General features: G+C 75.8%; 14 protein-coding genes. 8 read left to right on the forward strand and 6 right to left on the reverse strand.

Annotated features, from left to right (window positions below; genetic code table 11):
• Window positions 1–15 precede the first annotated feature (15 nt).
• From AB0H37_RS08905 to AB0H37_RS08925, 5 genes are all read right to left on the reverse strand, one after another.
• Entirely contained in the window at window positions 16–588 is a 573-nt protein-coding gene (locus AB0H37_RS08905; RefSeq protein ID WP_360612023.1) for a neocarzinostatin apoprotein domain-containing protein, read from the reverse strand.
• On the reverse strand, window positions 585–2,423 hold the full coding sequence (locus tag AB0H37_RS08910; protein ID WP_360612024.1) for an ATP-binding cassette domain-containing protein: 1,839 nt from the start codon (window positions 2,421–2,423) through the stop codon (window positions 585–587). Before AB0H37_RS08910 ends, AB0H37_RS08905 begins: the two co-directional genes overlap by 4 nt.
• Entirely contained in the window at window positions 2,420–3,541 is a 1,122-nt protein-coding gene (locus AB0H37_RS08915; RefSeq protein WP_360612025.1) for a hypothetical protein, read from the reverse strand. Before AB0H37_RS08915 ends, AB0H37_RS08910 begins: the two co-directional genes overlap by 4 nt.
• A complete protein-coding gene (locus AB0H37_RS08920; RefSeq protein WP_360612026.1) occupies window positions 3,538–4,569 on the reverse strand; it encodes a hypothetical protein in 1,032 nt (343 codons plus the stop codon). Before AB0H37_RS08920 ends, AB0H37_RS08915 begins: the two co-directional genes overlap by 4 nt.
• A gap of 62 nt (window positions 4,570–4,631) precedes the next feature.
• Window positions 4,632–5,951, reverse strand: a complete 1,320-nt coding sequence (locus AB0H37_RS08925) for a WxL domain-containing protein (protein WP_360612027.1) — start codon at window positions 5,949–5,951, stop codon at window positions 4,632–4,634.
• Between the two features lie 187 nt (window positions 5,952–6,138).
• Here AB0H37_RS08925 and AB0H37_RS08930 point away from each other — a divergent pair, with 187 nt between their 5' ends.
• Entirely contained in the window at window positions 6,139–6,819 is a 681-nt protein-coding gene (locus AB0H37_RS08930; protein ID WP_360612028.1) for a class E sortase, read from the forward strand.
• A gap of 55 nt (window positions 6,820–6,874) precedes the next feature.
• Window positions 6,875–7,582 carry a hypothetical protein gene (locus AB0H37_RS08935; protein ID WP_360612029.1) on the forward strand — a complete coding sequence of 236 codons (708 nt, stop codon included), beginning with the start codon at window positions 6,875–6,877 and terminating at the stop codon, window positions 7,580–7,582.
• A 33-nt stretch (window positions 7,583–7,615) separates the two neighbouring features.
• On the opposite strand, the gene AB0H37_RS08940 is transcribed toward AB0H37_RS08935, so the two are convergent.
• Entirely contained in the window at window positions 7,616–8,437 is an 822-nt protein-coding gene (locus AB0H37_RS08940; RefSeq protein ID WP_329092360.1) for an IclR family transcriptional regulator, read from the reverse strand.
• Between the two features lie 160 nt (window positions 8,438–8,597).
• Here AB0H37_RS08940 and AB0H37_RS08945 point away from each other — a divergent pair, with 160 nt between their 5' ends.
• From AB0H37_RS08945 to AB0H37_RS08970, 6 genes are all read left to right on the forward strand, one after another.
• Window positions 8,598–9,845 carry a flavin reductase gene (locus tag AB0H37_RS08945; protein ID WP_329092361.1) on the forward strand — a complete coding sequence of 416 codons (1,248 nt, stop codon included), beginning with the start codon at window positions 8,598–8,600 and terminating at the stop codon, window positions 9,843–9,845.
• 22 nt (window positions 9,846–9,867) lie between these two features.
• Complete coding sequence (locus AB0H37_RS08950; RefSeq protein ID WP_360612030.1) at window positions 9,868–11,151, forward strand: acyl-CoA dehydrogenase family protein; 1,284 nt, start codon at window positions 9,868–9,870, stop codon at window positions 11,149–11,151.
• Entirely contained in the window at window positions 11,148–12,599 is a 1,452-nt protein-coding gene (locus AB0H37_RS08955) for an aldehyde dehydrogenase family protein (RefSeq protein ID WP_360612031.1), read from the forward strand. Before AB0H37_RS08950 ends, AB0H37_RS08955 begins: the two co-directional genes overlap by 4 nt.
• Window positions 12,599–13,738, forward strand: a complete 1,140-nt coding sequence (locus tag AB0H37_RS08960; protein ID WP_360612032.1) for an NAD(P)/FAD-dependent oxidoreductase — start codon at window positions 12,599–12,601, stop codon at window positions 13,736–13,738. Before AB0H37_RS08955 ends, AB0H37_RS08960 begins: the two co-directional genes overlap by 1 nt.
• A complete protein-coding gene (locus AB0H37_RS08965) occupies window positions 13,738–15,177 on the forward strand; it encodes an aldehyde dehydrogenase family protein (protein ID WP_360612033.1) in 1,440 nt (479 codons plus the stop codon). Before AB0H37_RS08960 ends, AB0H37_RS08965 begins: the two co-directional genes overlap by 1 nt.
• Window positions 15,178–15,328: 151 nt before the next feature.
• Window positions 15,329–16,309, forward strand: a complete 981-nt coding sequence (locus tag AB0H37_RS08970) for a hypothetical protein (RefSeq protein WP_360612034.1) — start codon at window positions 15,329–15,331, stop codon at window positions 16,307–16,309.
• The last annotated feature ends 54 nt before the right edge of the window (window positions 16,310–16,363 follow it).

A 16,363-nucleotide genomic window follows, 5' to 3' on the forward strand; every position in this document is an offset into this window, starting at 1 on the left:
GCGTTGCTCCTTCGGTCATCTGCTGCGGCGTTGGACGACGGTGACGGCGGCCCCGGCGAGCACGAGCAGGCCGGCGGTGGCGGCCCAGAGGGGCGTCGAGGGGCCGCCCGTGCGGGGACCCGCGCCGGCGGCGGGCGCCGCGGACGTCCGGACGGCGGCGCCGCCCTTGAACGGCGAGCCCTGGAAGCCGACACGGACGATCGCGCTGTTGGCGGCGACCACGGCGGGCGGAACGGTGCCCGGCAGCGGGCCCGCGCCGATGACGCACTGCCGGGCCGTGCAGTCGATGCCCTTGAACCCGGGGCGGGCCTTCAGCCTGACCTCGGGGAGTGCGCCCTTGGAGTCGATGTTGACGAAGGTGGCGCCGCCGCCGAGGTCGCAGTCCTTGAGCCCGTTGGTGTAGCCCTCCCGGCACATCCCGACCGCGACCGACTTCAGCCCGGGGCTGAACCCGCTCCCGGTCACGATGATCGTCTCGCCATCGGCGAGGTCGGTGGAGCGGCTGACCTGGAGCTGCGCCATGGCCGCCGCCGTCGCGGGCGGGGCGAGCGGGGACAGCGCCAGCGCGGCGAGCGCGATCGCGATCACAGGGCGGGACCTCCGGTGCTGCGGACCGCCGGCGGCCGGTGGGCCCCGCCGGACGCCGGGACGGGGACTTCGGTGACGCCGCCGGGTTCGACGGTGTAGGCACGGCGCGCGAGCGCGAGCGTCTCCGGCGCGGCCGGTCCGGCGATCACCACGGCGGTGCCGGTGGCGGCGAGCCGGCGCAGCACCGGTGGGACGGCCGCGGCGCACGGGCCGCCCGCGAGGCCGTCCACCAGCAGGAGCCTGGGCCGGGTGAGCAGTGCCTCGGCCAGCGAGAGCAGGCCGCGTTGCGCGGCGGTCAGCGTTCCGGCGGGCGCGCCGGCAAGCCCGCGCAGCTGGGGGAAGACGTCCAGGACAGAGCGCACGGCGGCCTCGGGGTCGGCGTGCCCCAGCGCGCGGGCGTGCGCCCCCAGCCCGGCCGCGACCGGCCGTCCGCCGGGCGCGCGGGGTTCGGGGCCGGCGAGATGGCACAGGCCGAGGCTCGTCCGCTGCGCGGCGTCGAGCGCGGTCAGGTCGGCGCCGCCGAGCGAGATACCGCCCCTGCACGGCGTCCGGCCGGCCAGTGCGGCCAGCAGCACGCTCGCGCCGCTGCCGGACAGCACGACGGTCTCCCCCGCCTCCACCCGCATGGCGACCCGGTGCAGCCGGACCGCGCCGCGCGGGACCGACAGCGCCCGGACAGCAAGGAAGGCCGGTGGCCTCTCGGCCTGTGGACCGTGCACGCGCAGCGCCAGCAGCGCGCCGAGGATCGGCGGCAGCGCGGTCAGCGTCAGCGCGGATCCCTCGGCGAGGATCCCGCGCAGCACCGCGGCGCATCCGAGACCGGCCAGCCCGCCGGCCGCGGCGGCGACGCCCGTGAGACCGGCCGCCGCCAGACGGCGCGAATCTGGCAGCGGCCGGAGAACGGCGGTGTCGAGGGCGGCGGCGGTGAGGCAGGCCGCGGCCAGGGCGATCGTGAAACCGGCCGCGAGCAGGACCGGTCCCGGGGCGCTCGCCATCAGCATCGGCGCCGCCGCGCCCGCGAGCAGCAGCCACGGGCCGGTCCGCGCGGCGCCGGTCGCCCGGCGCCCGGCGACGACCAGCGCGACCGCCGGAAGCAGCGCCCAGGCCAGGTACCGAACGGGTTCCGCGCCTATCAGGTTCCACCGGAACGTGAGCAGGTGCAGACCGCCCATGAGCGGGGCGCCCGCGGCCCATCCGGCGAGCAGGTAGGCGGGGAGGGCCGCCCGGACGTCGCGGACGGCGAGCACGTCCCGCACCCGGGCGACGGGACGGCCCGGCTCGGCGGGCGGGCCGTGCGGACCGGCGGCGACCACGGCCAGAACCGCGGCCGTGGCCCCCGCGACGAGCAGCGCCTTCCCCGGATGGGCGGACCAGAGCGTCGCGATCCAGGCCGCGGCGGCCAGGCCGGCGAGCGCGGCGGCCTGGCCGCCGGCCGGACTGCCGGCCGTCCGGAGCGCACTCGCCCTCGGCGCGGCGAGCAGGGGGGCCGCCAGGATTCCGGCGGCCATCAGGGCGGAGGCGAAGACGGGGACGGCCGGGACCAGCCCGGCCAGCGCGACGCCGGTCCCGGCAAGGGCACCGCCGAGGGCGGCGGAGCGGTGCGGGCGCAGCCGTCCGGCCAGCCACAGTGCCGGCACCAGTGCCGCGCAGGCGAGGACCAGCCCGGTGAGCGCCATGTAGGTCACGACATCGCCGGGAACCCGCACGACGCCGCCGAGGGCGTCCGACGAGAACAGCACGGTGCCGCCCGCCAGCGGCCCGGCCGCGGCCATCGCGAACCGGCCCGCCGTGCCGGCGGCGGAGCGGCGGGGTTCGCGCGGGAGGAAAGCGGTCATCGAGCCTCTCCCCCGGGCAGGGCGAGGAACCGGTCCAGCGCCTCGACGTCGACGGGCTGCAGGGTCTCGCCGCTCCGGCGCTCCAGGTAGCCGATCAACTCGTCACGATCGACCACGTACGCCCCGGACGGCGCGGGCGCCACCGAGTCCAGGTAGCCGATGACGTCGGCGAGTTCCACCGTCGGCGTGGTGCGCGGGACGACCTGCGGGTGAGCCGCGTCCGCGGTGGCGTGCGCGGGGAGGCCGGCCGCACGGTTCCGGCGGCGGCGCCGCGCCCTGGCCCAGCGGCCGAGCGTCAGCCGGATGCCGATCAGCAGCAGCAGCGCGGCCATCGCGTTCACCCCGAGAAGCCCCCAGGGATAGGCGTTGAGGCCGGTCTTGAACGGGACCGACCCCGCGTACCTGCCGCCGACCACGAAGTGGCCGAATGCGGCCGGGGGCAGCACCACCGGGATCCGGTACGTGGCGGTCTGGCCGGGCCCCAGCGTGCCGGTCTTCGGCGCGTCCAGCGGGCTGTCCGGGGTGCTGCCGGCTCCCCAGCCGATCACCAGCGGGGCGTCCCGGATGGGGTCGGCGCCGGAGTTGCGGATCCGCAGCACCAGCGTCCGCCGCGGCCGGCCGCCGAACAGCTCGCCGCGGTCCGGGCTCCCCACGATCTCCAGGCCGACCACGTCCGCGCGGACGGGTGCGACGCCGCGGTCGATCCGCGCGGTCGGGTGCCCTGCGACGGTGAACGGCGCGGTGACGGTGACCGGCGCGCCGGTCGTGCCCGGGAGGGTGCCGGCGCGGACGACGCACGGGCACGGGGAGGGCGGCTCCCCCACGGTGAGGCCGGCCTCGAACGTCCCGGCGGGGGCGACCATCGCGGTGATGCCGTGTCCGGTGTCGCAGTCCGCCGAGCCGTGCACCGCGCCGGCGCCGCAGATCTGGACCTGGACGGTCGTGCCCGGCGTCCATGCGCTGCCGCGCGCCCATGCGGTCGTGCCCGCGGCGGCCTTGCCGGGCTGGACGCTCACACCGGGTCTCGCCGTCCGCGCGGGCGGGGCCGCGACCGCCGGAAGCGGCTGGGCGCACAGGGCCGCCGCGGCGAGGAGCACGGCGATCGACCGGAGTCTCACAGGAAGACCCCCGTCTCGCGTGGGGCCAGGCCCGCCCGCTCCCGCCAGCGCCGGATCAGCCGGGGCAGCACGGACCACAGCACGAAGACGATGCCGGCGAGGGTGAGCAGCGCCGGCCAGGGCACCGCCGTGAAGTGGGTCTGCGCGCGGACGTCGATGCCGCCGGCGGCGACCAGCTCCACCCGCACGGTGACGGCGTCCAGCTCCGGCGGGTCGTCCCAGGGCAGCGTGATCTCGGTGCGCCCGCCCGGCAGGATCTCCGGGAGGCGCCGGTCGGGCCACTGCCTGATCTCGTGGCCGAACACGCCCGTCGCGCGGACGCGGGCGGTCGGCGAGATCCGCTGGTTACCGGTGTTGACGACGGTGTAGCGGATCGTCCCCCGCCCGTGCCGGACGAACGGGACGAGGGGCTCGGTGCGGGCGACGCCGAGGCCGTCGGCGCGCAGGCCGGGCGTCAGCGGCCCGGCGACGCGCAGGTAGACGCGGGCGCCGACGGCCCGCCGGATCCCGACGCGGGCGCCGCCGCTGCGCTGCACGTTCTCGACGGCGGTGTTCAGCGCGACGATCCCGCCGATGTGCTCGCCGGGCGTCGCGTCGCCGGGGACCTTCAGCGTGAAAGGGATCTCCTTCGCGCCGTGCGCGGGGATCTTCTGGGACGAGGACTCCAGGGCGATCCAGGCGCCGACGTCCTGCGGCTTCTCCTCGGGCGGGCGCAGGGCGAACCCGGCGTCGCGGGGGGTGTTGTAGGCGTCGGCCCCGTAGACGCGGAAGGCGATGGGTGCGCCGGTCAGGTTGGTGATGCGGACGGCGTCGCGGACGGTCGTGCCGGGCGGCGCGTCGAACGCGAAGGAGGGGCGGGCGGCCGGGGCGCCGCTGCGGTTCGCGGGCTCCACCGACCAGGCCCCGTTCCCGGTCGCGCGGCCGGGCGCCGCCGCGGGTCCGGCGTCCGCCGCGCCGGCGGGTCCGGGCACGGCCGCGGCCAGGCCCACCGCGGCGGCCGCGGCGGCGATCCGGTGTCGGGGGCTCATCGATCACCTCGGGGGCCGGCCGGGCGGCGGGACCGGCCGCCCGGCCGCGGGGTTCGGGACGGTCAGGACAGCGTGAGGGTGAGGACGGCGGTGTAGCGGCCGGCGCCCGTCGTCGCCGGGACCTTCAGGCTGACGCCCGCGTCGGCGCCGAACGTGCCGCCGACGATCCGCCCGGAGCCGTCGGGCGCGTTGCACAGCGTCGCGGCGGTGGTGGTGTCGAGCGGGCCGGCGCTGCCAGGGGTGACGGCGCTGGAGCCGGGCGCGGCCGTGCAGGCGGGCGTCCAGGTGAGGTTCCCGGCGGGGATCCTCGTCCCGCCGGAGGAGGTGAAGTCGGTCAGCGTGCCGGTGAGGGACCATCCGGCGGTGCCGCCACGCGCGTCGATGACCTCGACCCTCCTGAGCGAGCCGGTGGCGGTCTGCTCGGTTCCGTCGAGTGTGACGGGCGTGAGGTCCACCTCCCCCGGTTCCCGGGACATGGTCAGCGGCCCGCCGTCGACGGTCAGGTTGATCTTCTGTTCGCCGCACTCGTCCGCGGCCCTGCCGGCGCACTGGCCGGTGGGCGGCTGCGACTTCGCGGTCACGGTCAGGGGCACGGCCCTGCGCACCGTGCCCTGGCCGACCACGATGGCGCGGGCGCCGACGGAGGCGGACTCGGCGATGGTCGCCGACGCGGTGAGCTCGCCCGCGGCGTTCACCGAGGCGGTCACGCCGGCCAGGTCGTCGGCCTTGCACGCGGCACCGTTCGCGTCGCACAGGGCGATGTCGGCGGCGCCCGGCCGCCAGCCCGAGCCGGTGACGCTGACGGCTCCGCCCTGGACGACGCTGGACGGGCTGACGGACGCCGCCGGCCCGCCCTCGCCGACACTGATCGTGGCGAGGCTCGCGGGAGTCTGCTTGGGGGTGCAGGAGATGGTGGCCTGCGCGCCGGCGTCGGCGACGATCGTGAGGCCGCCGGGGGCGAGTCTCACCTCGCCGCCGCCGCTCAGGGTGAGCTTCCCGGTGACCTCGCCGATCGGGACCGCGCCGTGCGCGGGGATCGGCCCGGTCCGCTTCGGCGCACTGACCGGCACCGACCCGGACTGCGCCCCGGAGACGGTGAGCGTGCCGGAGGTGGTCCACGACTCGATCGGCAGTGGCGCGACCCCGGGCAGGTCGGAGAAGTCGGCCCGGACGGTGACCGTGTCACCGGCACTCGCCGAGGCCGGGGCGGTGACGGTCACGGTCGCGTCGTAGTCGAACACCGTGCTGAAGATCGTGCACTGGTAGGGGACCTGTCCCGTGGCGGCGTGGGCGGTGCCCGCGGCCGCCGCCGGCACCGTGACGGCGCCCGCCGCGGTGATGACCGCGGCCGCTCCGCGCAGGGTCGTGCGTGTGCGTCTCATCGTGCGTCGCTGCTCCTTCCGCCGACCGCTGCGCGAGGTTCGTTTCCCACAGAGAAACGAAGTTTCGCAACGTGGACATAGCGAAACCGCTTCGGAGCGGCGCTGTCAAGAGGCGGGCGCGAGTGACGGCAGAATCGTTTCACTCAGGGGATCGCCGTTTCCCTACCGAAGGGTTACGTTCCCCACCATGCGCACGGTGCTGCGAAGCCTGGCCGAGCTGTCGATGACGGCCGGCCTCGTCCTCGGCCTCTTCGTCGCCTACCTGTACTGGGGAACCGGCGAGTACACCCATCGACAGCAGGGCGATATGCACGACGAACTGGAACGGCGCTGGAACGCGGCGCGGGCGCACAGGGTCGCGGTGACCGGGCCGCGCCGGGAGAAGAGCACCACCGCTCCAGCGCCCGCTCCCGTGCCCGCCGACGGGCAGGCGTACGCGCTGCTGCGCATCCCGAAGTTCGGGTCGTCCTACGAGTACACGGTGGTGCAGGGCACCGGCACGGCAGACCTGCGCAAGGGCCCGGGGCACTACCCGGACACGGCGGACCCAGGCGAGGTCGGCAACGTGGCGGTCGCCGGCCACCGCACCACCTACGGCGCCCCGTTCCGGCGCAACGACGAACTGGCGCGGGGCGACGAGATCCTCATCGACACCGCCACCACGACGTTCGTCTACAGCGTGACGAGCCGCACCGTTGTGCGGCCGGACCGCACGGACGTGGCAGCACCCGTGCCGGGGCATCCCGGGGCCCGGCCCCGCAAGGCGATGCTCACGCTCACCACCTGCCATCCGAAGTTCTCCGCCGCCTACCGGCTGGTCGTGTTCGCTGAGCTGGCGGGGCGGCGGCCGCGCGCCGCGGGAACCTGAGTCGCGTGTTACCGTCTCCCCCACCGGAACAGGGTTTCCAAATGAGGAGGCGGTCGTGGGAGCGCACGCGCACGGCTGGTGGATCCTGCTGCACCTGGTGCTCTTCGTCTTCTGGCTGGGCGGCGACCTCGGGGTCTTCTACTCCAGCCGGTACGTCCTCAAGCCGGACCTGACCCCGGCAGCGCGCGCCACCGCGCTCAACGTGATGAGCGGGCTCGACCTCGGCCCGAAGATCTGCCTGGTGCTGTTCCTGCCGAGCGGGGTGACGCTCATGGCGCTTGACCCGCACGGCGCGGAACTGTTCGGCGCACCGGCCCTCGACCGGTGGCGGGTCGCGCTCGTGTGGGCGTTCGCGCTCGCCTGGCTCGCCGCCACCATCGCCGACCACCGCACGCACGGCCGCTTCCCGTGGGTGCGGCGCGCCGACTGGACGATCCGGATCGCGCTGATCGCCGCGCTCGCGGCCGTGGCCGCCTACACCCTGCTCGCCGACCGGCCGTTCGGCGTCACCACCGAGCCGCGCTGGCTGGGCGGCAAGGTCGCGCTCTACACCGCGGCCATCGCCTGCGGGCTCGGCATCCGGCTCACGCTGCGCCCCTTCGGGCCGGCGTTCGGCGCGCTGACGGGCGGCGGCTCCACACCGGAGGTCGAGCGCACGCTCAGGCGTTCGGTGGACGGCTGCCTGCCGTACGTGTTCGGCATCTGGGCGGCGGTCCTGGGCGCCGCCGCGCTGGGGGTGTTCAAGCCCGGCGCCGACCTGTGACCCGTGGATCCGGCGGCACCCGCCGCGGCCGGGTCACCCGCTGTGGCCGAGCGCACCGGACAGGCGCGCCGCGGACTCCACCAGCGTGGGCGCGCACTCGGCCGTGCGCGGCTTGAACCGGGACAGCGGGCCGGCCACGCTCAGCGCCGCGATCACCCGGCCGTCATGGTCGAAGACCGGCGCGGCGATCGAGGCCGTCCCCTCCTGCCGCTCCCCCTGGGAGGCGGCGTAGCCGCGCTTGCGGATCGCCGCCAGCTCCTTGCGCAGCCGCGCCTCGTCCACGATCGTCCGGTCGGTCAGCGCCTCCAGCCCGTGCCGGCCGACCAGCCCGTCGACCTCGGCCTCGTCGAGGAAGGCCAGGATCGCCTTGGACGAGCTGCCGGCGTGCAGCGGGTACGGGATGCCGAGGCTGACCTCCACCCGCAGCTCGTGCGGCGGGACGACCTGGTCGACGTACAGCCGGGTGTCGCCGCGGCGGATCGACAGCGTGGCGGTCTCGCCCAGTTGCTGGGCGAGGCGGCGGAGCTCGGGGGCTGCCAGCGCGCGCAGGTCCATCCGGGCGAGGTAGGCCCGGCCGAGCGCGATCGCGGCGTGCCCCAGGGCGTACCTGCGGGTCACCGCGTCGACGGTGATCAGGTCCCGGCTGCGCAGCGCGGTCAGGACGCGGTGCACGGCGGCCTTGGTCAGCCCCAGCTCCGTGGCGATCTCGGTCACCCCGAGGTCGGGCCGGCCGCTGCGGCCGAACAGCAGCAGGACGTCCATCGCGCGCTCCACGGCGGCGATCGACCGGCTCTGCCCCTCGCCCTCCTCGGCGGGGGACGCGGGGGCGTTCTGGGAGGTCGCACTACGCGACACGGCGGTTCCTTCCGACGGACCGGGCTCAACCGAAGTCTAGGCCATCGCGTTTCCCTTACGGAAACGCTCGTCACCGATTCGGGGCGTTGACACCCGCTCCGGAGGCTCGTTACCGTGAGCGTTACAGTGTTTCCTGAAGCGAAACGAAGGGCGCGATGCCGTGACGGTCGACGGACAGACCTTCCGCGCGGTGCTGGGCCAGTGGCCGACGGGCGTCGCGGTGGTCACCACGACCGCCGGGGGCGGCTGGCACGGTATGACCGCGGGCTCGTTCTGCAGCGTCAGCCTCGATCCGCCCCTCGTCCTGGTCTGCCTGGCCCGCGGCATCCACACGCACGGGCTGATCGAGCGCAGCGGCGTGTTCGCGGTGAGCTTCCTCGGCAAGGACCACGCGGCCATCGGGCACCGGTTCGCCGGGCGCGAGCCGGGCGACCGGTTCGCGCGCGGCACCTGGACCGCCGCGCCCTCCGGGGCGCCGGTGCTGGAGGAGTCGCTGGCCTGGCTCGACTGCCGGGTCGCGCACGCCTACCCGGGCGGCGACCACACCATCTTCGTGGGCGAGGTCCTGACGGCCGAGACGCCCCGCCGCACCGCGCCGCTGCTGTTCCACTCCCGTGCCTGGGGCCAGCTCGCCGACCCGCTGCCCGACGAGGTGACGATCGCCGACACCGGGCTCGCCGCCGCCCTGCACCGCAGGCTCACCGCATCGGGCACCGCGCCCGCCCGCGTCACCCGGGCCGGCGCCGCCCGGCTGCTGGACGCGGTCAGCGCGGCGGGCGTCCGGGTCCGGTTGCCGCTCCCGCCCGTGCCGGGCCCCGGCGGCCCGCCGGGGACGCCGTGGTCGGCGCTGGTCGAGGACGCGGCGTGCCTGGCGCGGGTACCGCCCGGCTCCCCGGTGACGGCCGAGATCGTGGACGGGCCGGACGCGCCGCGCCTCATCGCCGCGGCCCGGGCGCGGGGGCTGCCCGTGGTGGGCCGGGTGGGTGACGTCTTCGATCCCGCGCGGCAGGCCGCCGTGCTCGCCGCCGTCGACCGGCTGCTCACCGCCGGCTGCACCGAGATCGCGCTCGACGAGGGCCCCGCGGCGGCCTCCCCGCTGGTCGTCCGCAACGTGCTGCAGGAGGCCGTGGCGCGGGCCCGGCCGGTGCCCGTGCGGGTGCGGCTGCGCGAGGCCTGCGGGCTGGGCCTGGCGAACGCGCTGACCGCGATGAAGAGCGGCGTGCGCAGCTTCGACGCGACGCTCGGCGGCATCGACGGCGGCCTGTGCGCGGAGGATGTGCTCTTCCTCGCCGCCCGGCTCGACGTCGCCACCCCGACCGACCGGGCCGCCCTGGTGGCCGCCGCAGCGGACCTGGAGGCCGTCTGGGGTTCGGCTCTTCCCGGCCGTACCTACCGGACCGCCTCCTGACCAGCCTGAAGGGATCCAGCCGATGACCCAGCCGACGACGCTGACCGGCGAACGGCTCGTCGAGACGATGACCGATGCCGAGCGGGAGCGGGCCGGGCGCGTGGAGGCGGTGCTGCCGCGGCTGCGCGAGGCCGCCGCGGCGGCCGACGCCGACGCCGAGTTCCCGGACGGGCACGTCGCGCTGCTGCGCGAGGCCGGGCTGCTCGGCCTGGTGGTGCCCGCCGAGTACGGGGGCCTCGGGGGCGGACTGCGCGACCTGGCCGCCGCCACCTACGCCATGGGCACCGCCTGCCCGTCCACGGCGCTGTCGTACTTCTTCCACAACACCAGCGCCTCGCGCGGCCTGCTGCCGCTGGAGGCGGTCGAGGCCGGTCTGTTCACCGGGGACGACGAGGTGAAGCCCGTGCGGGCGTTCGCCGAGAAGGTGCTGAGCAGGATGGCCGCCGGAACGTGGATGGCGAACTTCGCCAGCGAGGAGGTCAAGTCCTCCGGCGCGAACATCGCGATCGCCACCACCGCGTCCCCGACCGAGGGCGGCTGGCGGCTCACCGGCGTGAAGTCGTTCGGCTGCGCGACCGGCGTCGCCGACACCTACCTGGTGACCGCCCGGCTCGACGGCACCTCCGACGCCGACGGGCTGGCGCTGTTCCTGGTGCCGCGCGAGGCCCCGGGCGTCGCCTCCCGGCAGCCGTGGAACGGGCTCGGGATGCGGGCGTCCAACAACCACGGCGTGACCCTCACCGACGTGTTCGTCCCCGCGGAGGAGGCGCTGACGGTGCCCGGCGCGTTCGTGCGGATGCTGCGGATGAGCCGCGGCAGCTTCGTCGGCAACCAGCTCGCGATCTCGGCCTGCTATCTGGGCGCGGCGCAGAACGTCTACGACTTCGCCGTCGAGCGGCTCACCCGCAGGACGTTCGCCGACTCCGGACGGCCCATCGCGTCCTCGCCGATGCACCAGGTGATCATCGGTGACATGACCGAGCGGCTGGAGACGGCCCACCTGTGGATCCGCCGCCAGCTGGAGCTGGAGACCTCCGAGCCGCCGCTGCGGCCCAAGCCCGAGGTGTACCGCCAGTGGCGGATCGCCAAGGGCGACATCGCCGAGGCGTGCTTCCAGGTCGTGCTGGGCGCGTTCAAGGCGTGCGGCACCTCCGCCGCCACGATGGACGGGGTCATCGGGCGGGCGCTGCGCGATCTCGCGATGGGCCTGGTGATGACGTTCCCGGCGGAGCGGGGCAGGCTGGAGGCCGCCCGGATGGTGACCGAGAGCAAGGAGAACGCATTGTTCGCGAGCGTCCCGAAGTGAGCCCTCCGCATCGTGATCTGGTCGCCGGGACCTGGGCCGCGTCACCCGGGGGCGGCCCCGTCCTGGAGGACCCGGCCACCGGCGAGGAGATCGGTCCCGCCGGGAGCACCGGCGGCGAGCGGGTGGAGCGGGCCCTGGCGGCGGCCGATGAGGCGGCGGACGGCTGGGCCGCCCGGCCCGCCGCCGAACGCGCCGCCCTTCTGGACGCGGTCGCCGACGCCCTCGAACCGGTGACGGGTGAGATCGCGGCCCTGGAGGCGTCGGCCGCCGGTGTCCCGATCCGGCAGACGAGGCCGCTCGGGATGATCGTGTCCGGGTCCTTCCGGCTGGCCGCCGAGCAGCTGCGCGGGGGCGGGCTGGACACCGTGCTCACCCGTGAGGACGGCCGCGCGGCCGAGGTGCGGCGGCTGCCGTGGGGTCCGGCCCTGTGCCTGGTCCCGTGGAACGCGCCCGCGCCGATGGCCGCGCACAAGGTGGCCAGCGCGCTCGCCGCGGGCTGCCCCGCGATCCTCAAGCCGAGCGAGTACGCGCCGTACGGCGGCCAGCGGCTGGCCGAGATCGTGGCGGGCGTGCTGGCCGACGGCGGTGTCCCGGGCGGGGTCTTCCAGCTCGTCCACGGCGACGGCCGCACCGGTGCGCGGCTGGCCGCCGATCCGCGGATCCGGGCGGTCTCGTTCACCGGCGGGGCCGCCGGCGGCGGATCCGTCGCCGCCGCCTGCGCCGCCGGGATCAAACCCGTCCAGCTGGAGCTGGGCGGCAACAACCCCCTGATCGTCATGCCGGACGCCGGCACCGGCCGGGCCGCCCGCGCCGCCGTCGACCTGCTCACCACGCTCAACGGCCAATGGTGCCGGGCGCTCGGCCGGCTCATCGTGCCCGGGAACCTCCAGGCGGCGCTGCTGGAGGCGATCGGTGAGCGGCTCGCGGCCCTGCACGCGGGACCGCCGCTGGACGAGGGCACCGACCTCGGCCCGCTGGTGCACTCCCGCCACCGCGCCCTGGTCGCCGCCCGGCGGGACGCGCTCGGCGGCCGCGTCGTCTCCGCGACCAAGGTGCCGGACGAGGGCAACTACCTTGCGCCCGCGCTCGTCGCGGGCGTGGACCCCGGCGACGCCACCGGGGAGATCTTCGGGCCCGTCGCCACCGTCCACCCCTACCGGACGCTCGACGAGGCCGTGGCGCTGGCCAACGGCACCGCGTACGGGCTGGAGGGGTACGTCGCCGGCACCGACGAGGATGCGGCGCTGGCCGTGGCGCGCCGCATCCGGGCCGGGGAGGTCAAGGTCAACGGCTCCAGCGTGATGAGCCTGCACCTGTTCGCGCCCCGCCCCGCGTGGGGGGCGTCCGGGCTGGGCTCGGAGGGCACGGCCGAGACGCTGAGGTTCTTCACCAATCCGCGGGTCGTCGGCGTGGAGGACGGCTTCGCCCTGCACTCCCGGGAACCGTGATGGCGCCCGTGCTGGTGGCCGGGGCCGGGCCGGTCGGTCTCACCGCCGCGCTCGCCCTCGCCCGCCGCGGCGTCCCCGTCACCGTGCTGGAGGCGGAGCCGGGACTGGCCGCCGAGTCGCGTGCGTCCACGTTCCATCCGCCATCGCTGGAGATGCTGGACGGGCTCGGCGTGCTCGGCCGGCTGCTGGAGCGCGGCCTCGTCTCCCGGACCTTCCAGTACCGGGACCGGCGCGGCGGCGTCATCGCGGAGCTGGACCTGTCGGTGCTGTCCGGCGACACGCCCTACCCGTTCCGCGTCCAGTGCGAGCAGAGCAAGCTCACCCCGGTCCTGCGCGATCACCTGCTGGACGCGGGCGGCGAGGTGCGGTTCGGCGCGGCCGTGCGGGCGGTGCTGGCGCACGGGGGCGGCGTGGAGGTGACGACCGCGGACGGAGAGCGGTTCCGCGGCGCCTGGCTGATCGGCGCGGACGGCGCCGGTTCGGCGGTACGGCGTTCCCTGGGCGTGGAGTTCGCGGGCATGACCTATCCCGAACGGTTCCTGGTCGCCTCGACCACGACCGCCGTCGAGGACCTGCTGCCCGGCATCGCCGCGGTGAGCTACGTCTTCGACCCCGACGAGTGGCTGGTGCTGCTGCGCACCCCCGACCACTGGCGGGTCCTGTTCCCGACACCGGAGGGCACGCCCGACGCCCGCGAGCTGGCGCGGCTGCCGGAGCGGCTGCGCGAGGTCGCCGACGCCCCGTGGGACGTCGCGCACGCCAGCCTGTACCGCGTTCACCAGCGCGTCGCCGGGACGTTCCGCGCCGGGCGGGTGCTGCTCGCCGGGGACGCGGCGCACGTCAACAACCCGCTCGGCGGCATGGGGATGAACAGCGGCATCCACGACGCCGTCCTGCTGGCCGGCGCGCTCGCGGACGTCCTGGGGGGCGGTGCGCAGTCGGCGCTCGACGCCGTGGCGGCGGCGCGCCGCGACACGGCGCGGTCCTTCGTGCGGCGGATGACGCACGGCAACTGGGAGCGGATGCGCGATCCGGCCGGTCACCACGAGGAGCTGCGGAGGCTCGCGGCGGATCCCGCCGAGGCGCGGCGGCACCTGCTGCGCACCTCGATGATCGCCTCCCTGCGGGACGTCGCCTGATGCCGGCCTCCTCCGGGGCCGGCGAGATCGTCCGGGAGAACCCGGCCCGGCCGCAGGAGATCGTCGGCCGGGTCCCGGTGGCGGACGCGGCGCGGGTCGACCGGGCCGTCCGCGACGCCGAGACGCGGCAGCGCGACTGGTGCCGCGTTCCGGTCGGGGACCGGGCCGCCGCGCTCGCGCGGGCCGCCGACGCCGTCGACGGGATGCCCGGCGTCGCGGAACTGCTGGCCCGCGAGTCCGGCAAACCGCTCGCCGACTGCGCCGGGGAGATCCGGTTCGCCGCCGCCTACCTGCGCTGGGCCGCCGAGCACGCCCCGGCGGCGTACGCCGACCGGGAGACCGACGACGACGCCGGACGGCTCGTCCTGCGGCACCGTCCCTACGGCGTGGTCGCGGCCATCACCCCATGGAACGCGCCCATCGTCCTCACTCTACTCAAGGCGGGGCCCGCGCTGGCGGCCGGCAACACGGTCGTGGTCAAGCCGTCCCCGCTCGCGCCGCTGGCGGTCGCCCGGGTGCTGGCGGCGTTCCCGCCGGGGCTCGTCCGCGTCGTGCACGGCGGCGCCGAGACGGCGCGGGCGCTGGCCGGCCATCCCCGCGTGCACCGGGTCGCGTTCACCGGCGGCGCCGAGGCGGGCCGCGCCATCGGGACGGCCGCCGCCAAGGCCGTCACTCCGGTGCTGCTGGAGCTGGGCGGCAACGATCCGGTCGTGCTGCTGGACGACGCGGACCTCACCGAGGCGGCGATGGACCGGCTGGTGATGGCCTCCTTCGCCACCGCCGGGCAGGTCTGCATGGCCGCCAAGCGCCTGTACGCGCCGGCGTCGCGGCTGGCCGAGGTCCGCGAGGCCTATCTCGCGGCGGCCGAGCGCACGCTGGTGCTCGGCGACCCCCTGCACCGGGGGACGACGGTAGGCCCGGTCGTCTCGGCCGAGGCCGCCGGCCGCGTCCGGGGACTCGTCGCCGATTCGGTGCGGCGAGGCGGCGCCGTCACGGAGCTGGGCTCCGTGCGGACCGACATGGATGACGGGTACTTCGTCCGGCCCGCGCTGGTCACGGACGTGGACGACGACGCGCCGGTGGTCGCCGGGGAGCAGTTCGGCCCCGTCGTGCCGCTGCTGGGCTACGACGACGAGGACGAGGCGTTGGCGCGCGCCAACGCCGGCGACCTCGGTCTCGCCGCCTCGGTGTGGTCGGCCGACGAGGACCGCGCGTTCGCGTTCGCCCGCCGTTTCGACGCCGGCTTCACGTTCGTCAACACCCACAACCGCACCGGGATGGCGCTGCGCGCGCCGTTCGGCGGGGTGAAGCGCAGCGGGCACGGCCGCGAGTACGGTGCCGAGGGTCTGCTGGAGTACACGCAGACCTGCGCGATCCACGCTCCCGCCGCGTTCCGCGCGGGCGGCGGCGGGATGGGCGCGGGGGCCTACCCGTCCTGACGGCCGGTCACCGCCGTATCGCCAGGCGCATCGTTACCCGATCGCGGCACCGCGCCATTGCCTTCGCGTTCCCCGGCGTGCTTAATAAGGGGGCCATTATTGGAAACTCTGTTTCTCTAGAAGAAACGGAGTGGTTGCCTTCGGAGGCAGCATGCGCGCCGTACATGCCGTCCGGACCCTGGCCGCGACCAGCGCCGCCACCCTCGCCCTGACCGCCCTCGGCCCCCTCTCCCCCGCCGACGCCGCCGTCACCCGCGTCCAGACCACCGTCGAGATCCGCTGCGCGTTCACGACCCTGAACCAGGGCGCGGACTGGTACTTCCCCGCCGGCGCTCCGCAGGGCCTGGTGTGGCTCCAGCACGGCTTCGCCCGCTCCAAGGACAACATCGCGGACCTGGCGTCCAAGTACGCCGGGGCCGGCTACCTGGTCTTCGCCCCGACCCTGCCCACGGCGAACCTTTACGGCTGCACCCTGCAGAACCTCGGGAACAACACCGACTTCCTCGGCAACGTCGCCGACCTGTTCGCCAAGATGTCCGACCCGGCGGACAAACTCGGCCGCAGCTTCGCCAAGGCCAAGGCCCAGGCGGGACGGCCCGGCCTCGCGCTGCCGAACTCGCTGGTCTTCTCCGGGCACTCGGCCGGCGGCGAGGCCGTCGGCTACGCGGCCGGGCGGCTCCGCGGCGACGGCGCGGCGGCATGGGCGCGGCTGCGCGGCCTGGTCCTGCTCGACCCGGTGAAGTCGTTCGCCGGGAACAACCTCGGCACCGGGCTGAAGGCCGTGGACGGTACCGGCCGCACGGTCCGGACGATCTCCGGGCCGGACGGCCTCTGCAACAACAGCGGCAGCGGGACCGACGCGGTCCAGGCGGACGTGCACGCCCCGTTCGTCGGCGTCCGGCTGACCGACGGCGCGCACACCGACGCCGAGGGCGCCAGCACCGACTCCGTCGGGACGCTCGCCTGCGGCACGCCGCAGGCGAAGAACGTCGAGGTGCTGCAGACGTTCGCGGTCGCCTGGGCGAAGGACGCCTTCAACGGCACGCAGACCGCCGCGTACCTGCCCGGCGGGTCGTACTACCAGAGCAAACTCGGCTCGGGCCTGATCGAGACCCTGGCCGGCGCCTCCTGAACCGCCCGGCTCCTCCGGCCCGCGCCGGATCCCGCGGCCGGAAGTTTCCGCCCG

Origin of the sequence: Actinomadura sp. NPDC023710, from assembly GCF_040639875.1 — a bacterium.
GTDB lineage: Bacteria > Actinomycetota > Actinomycetes > Streptosporangiales > Streptosporangiaceae > Spirillospora > Spirillospora citrea.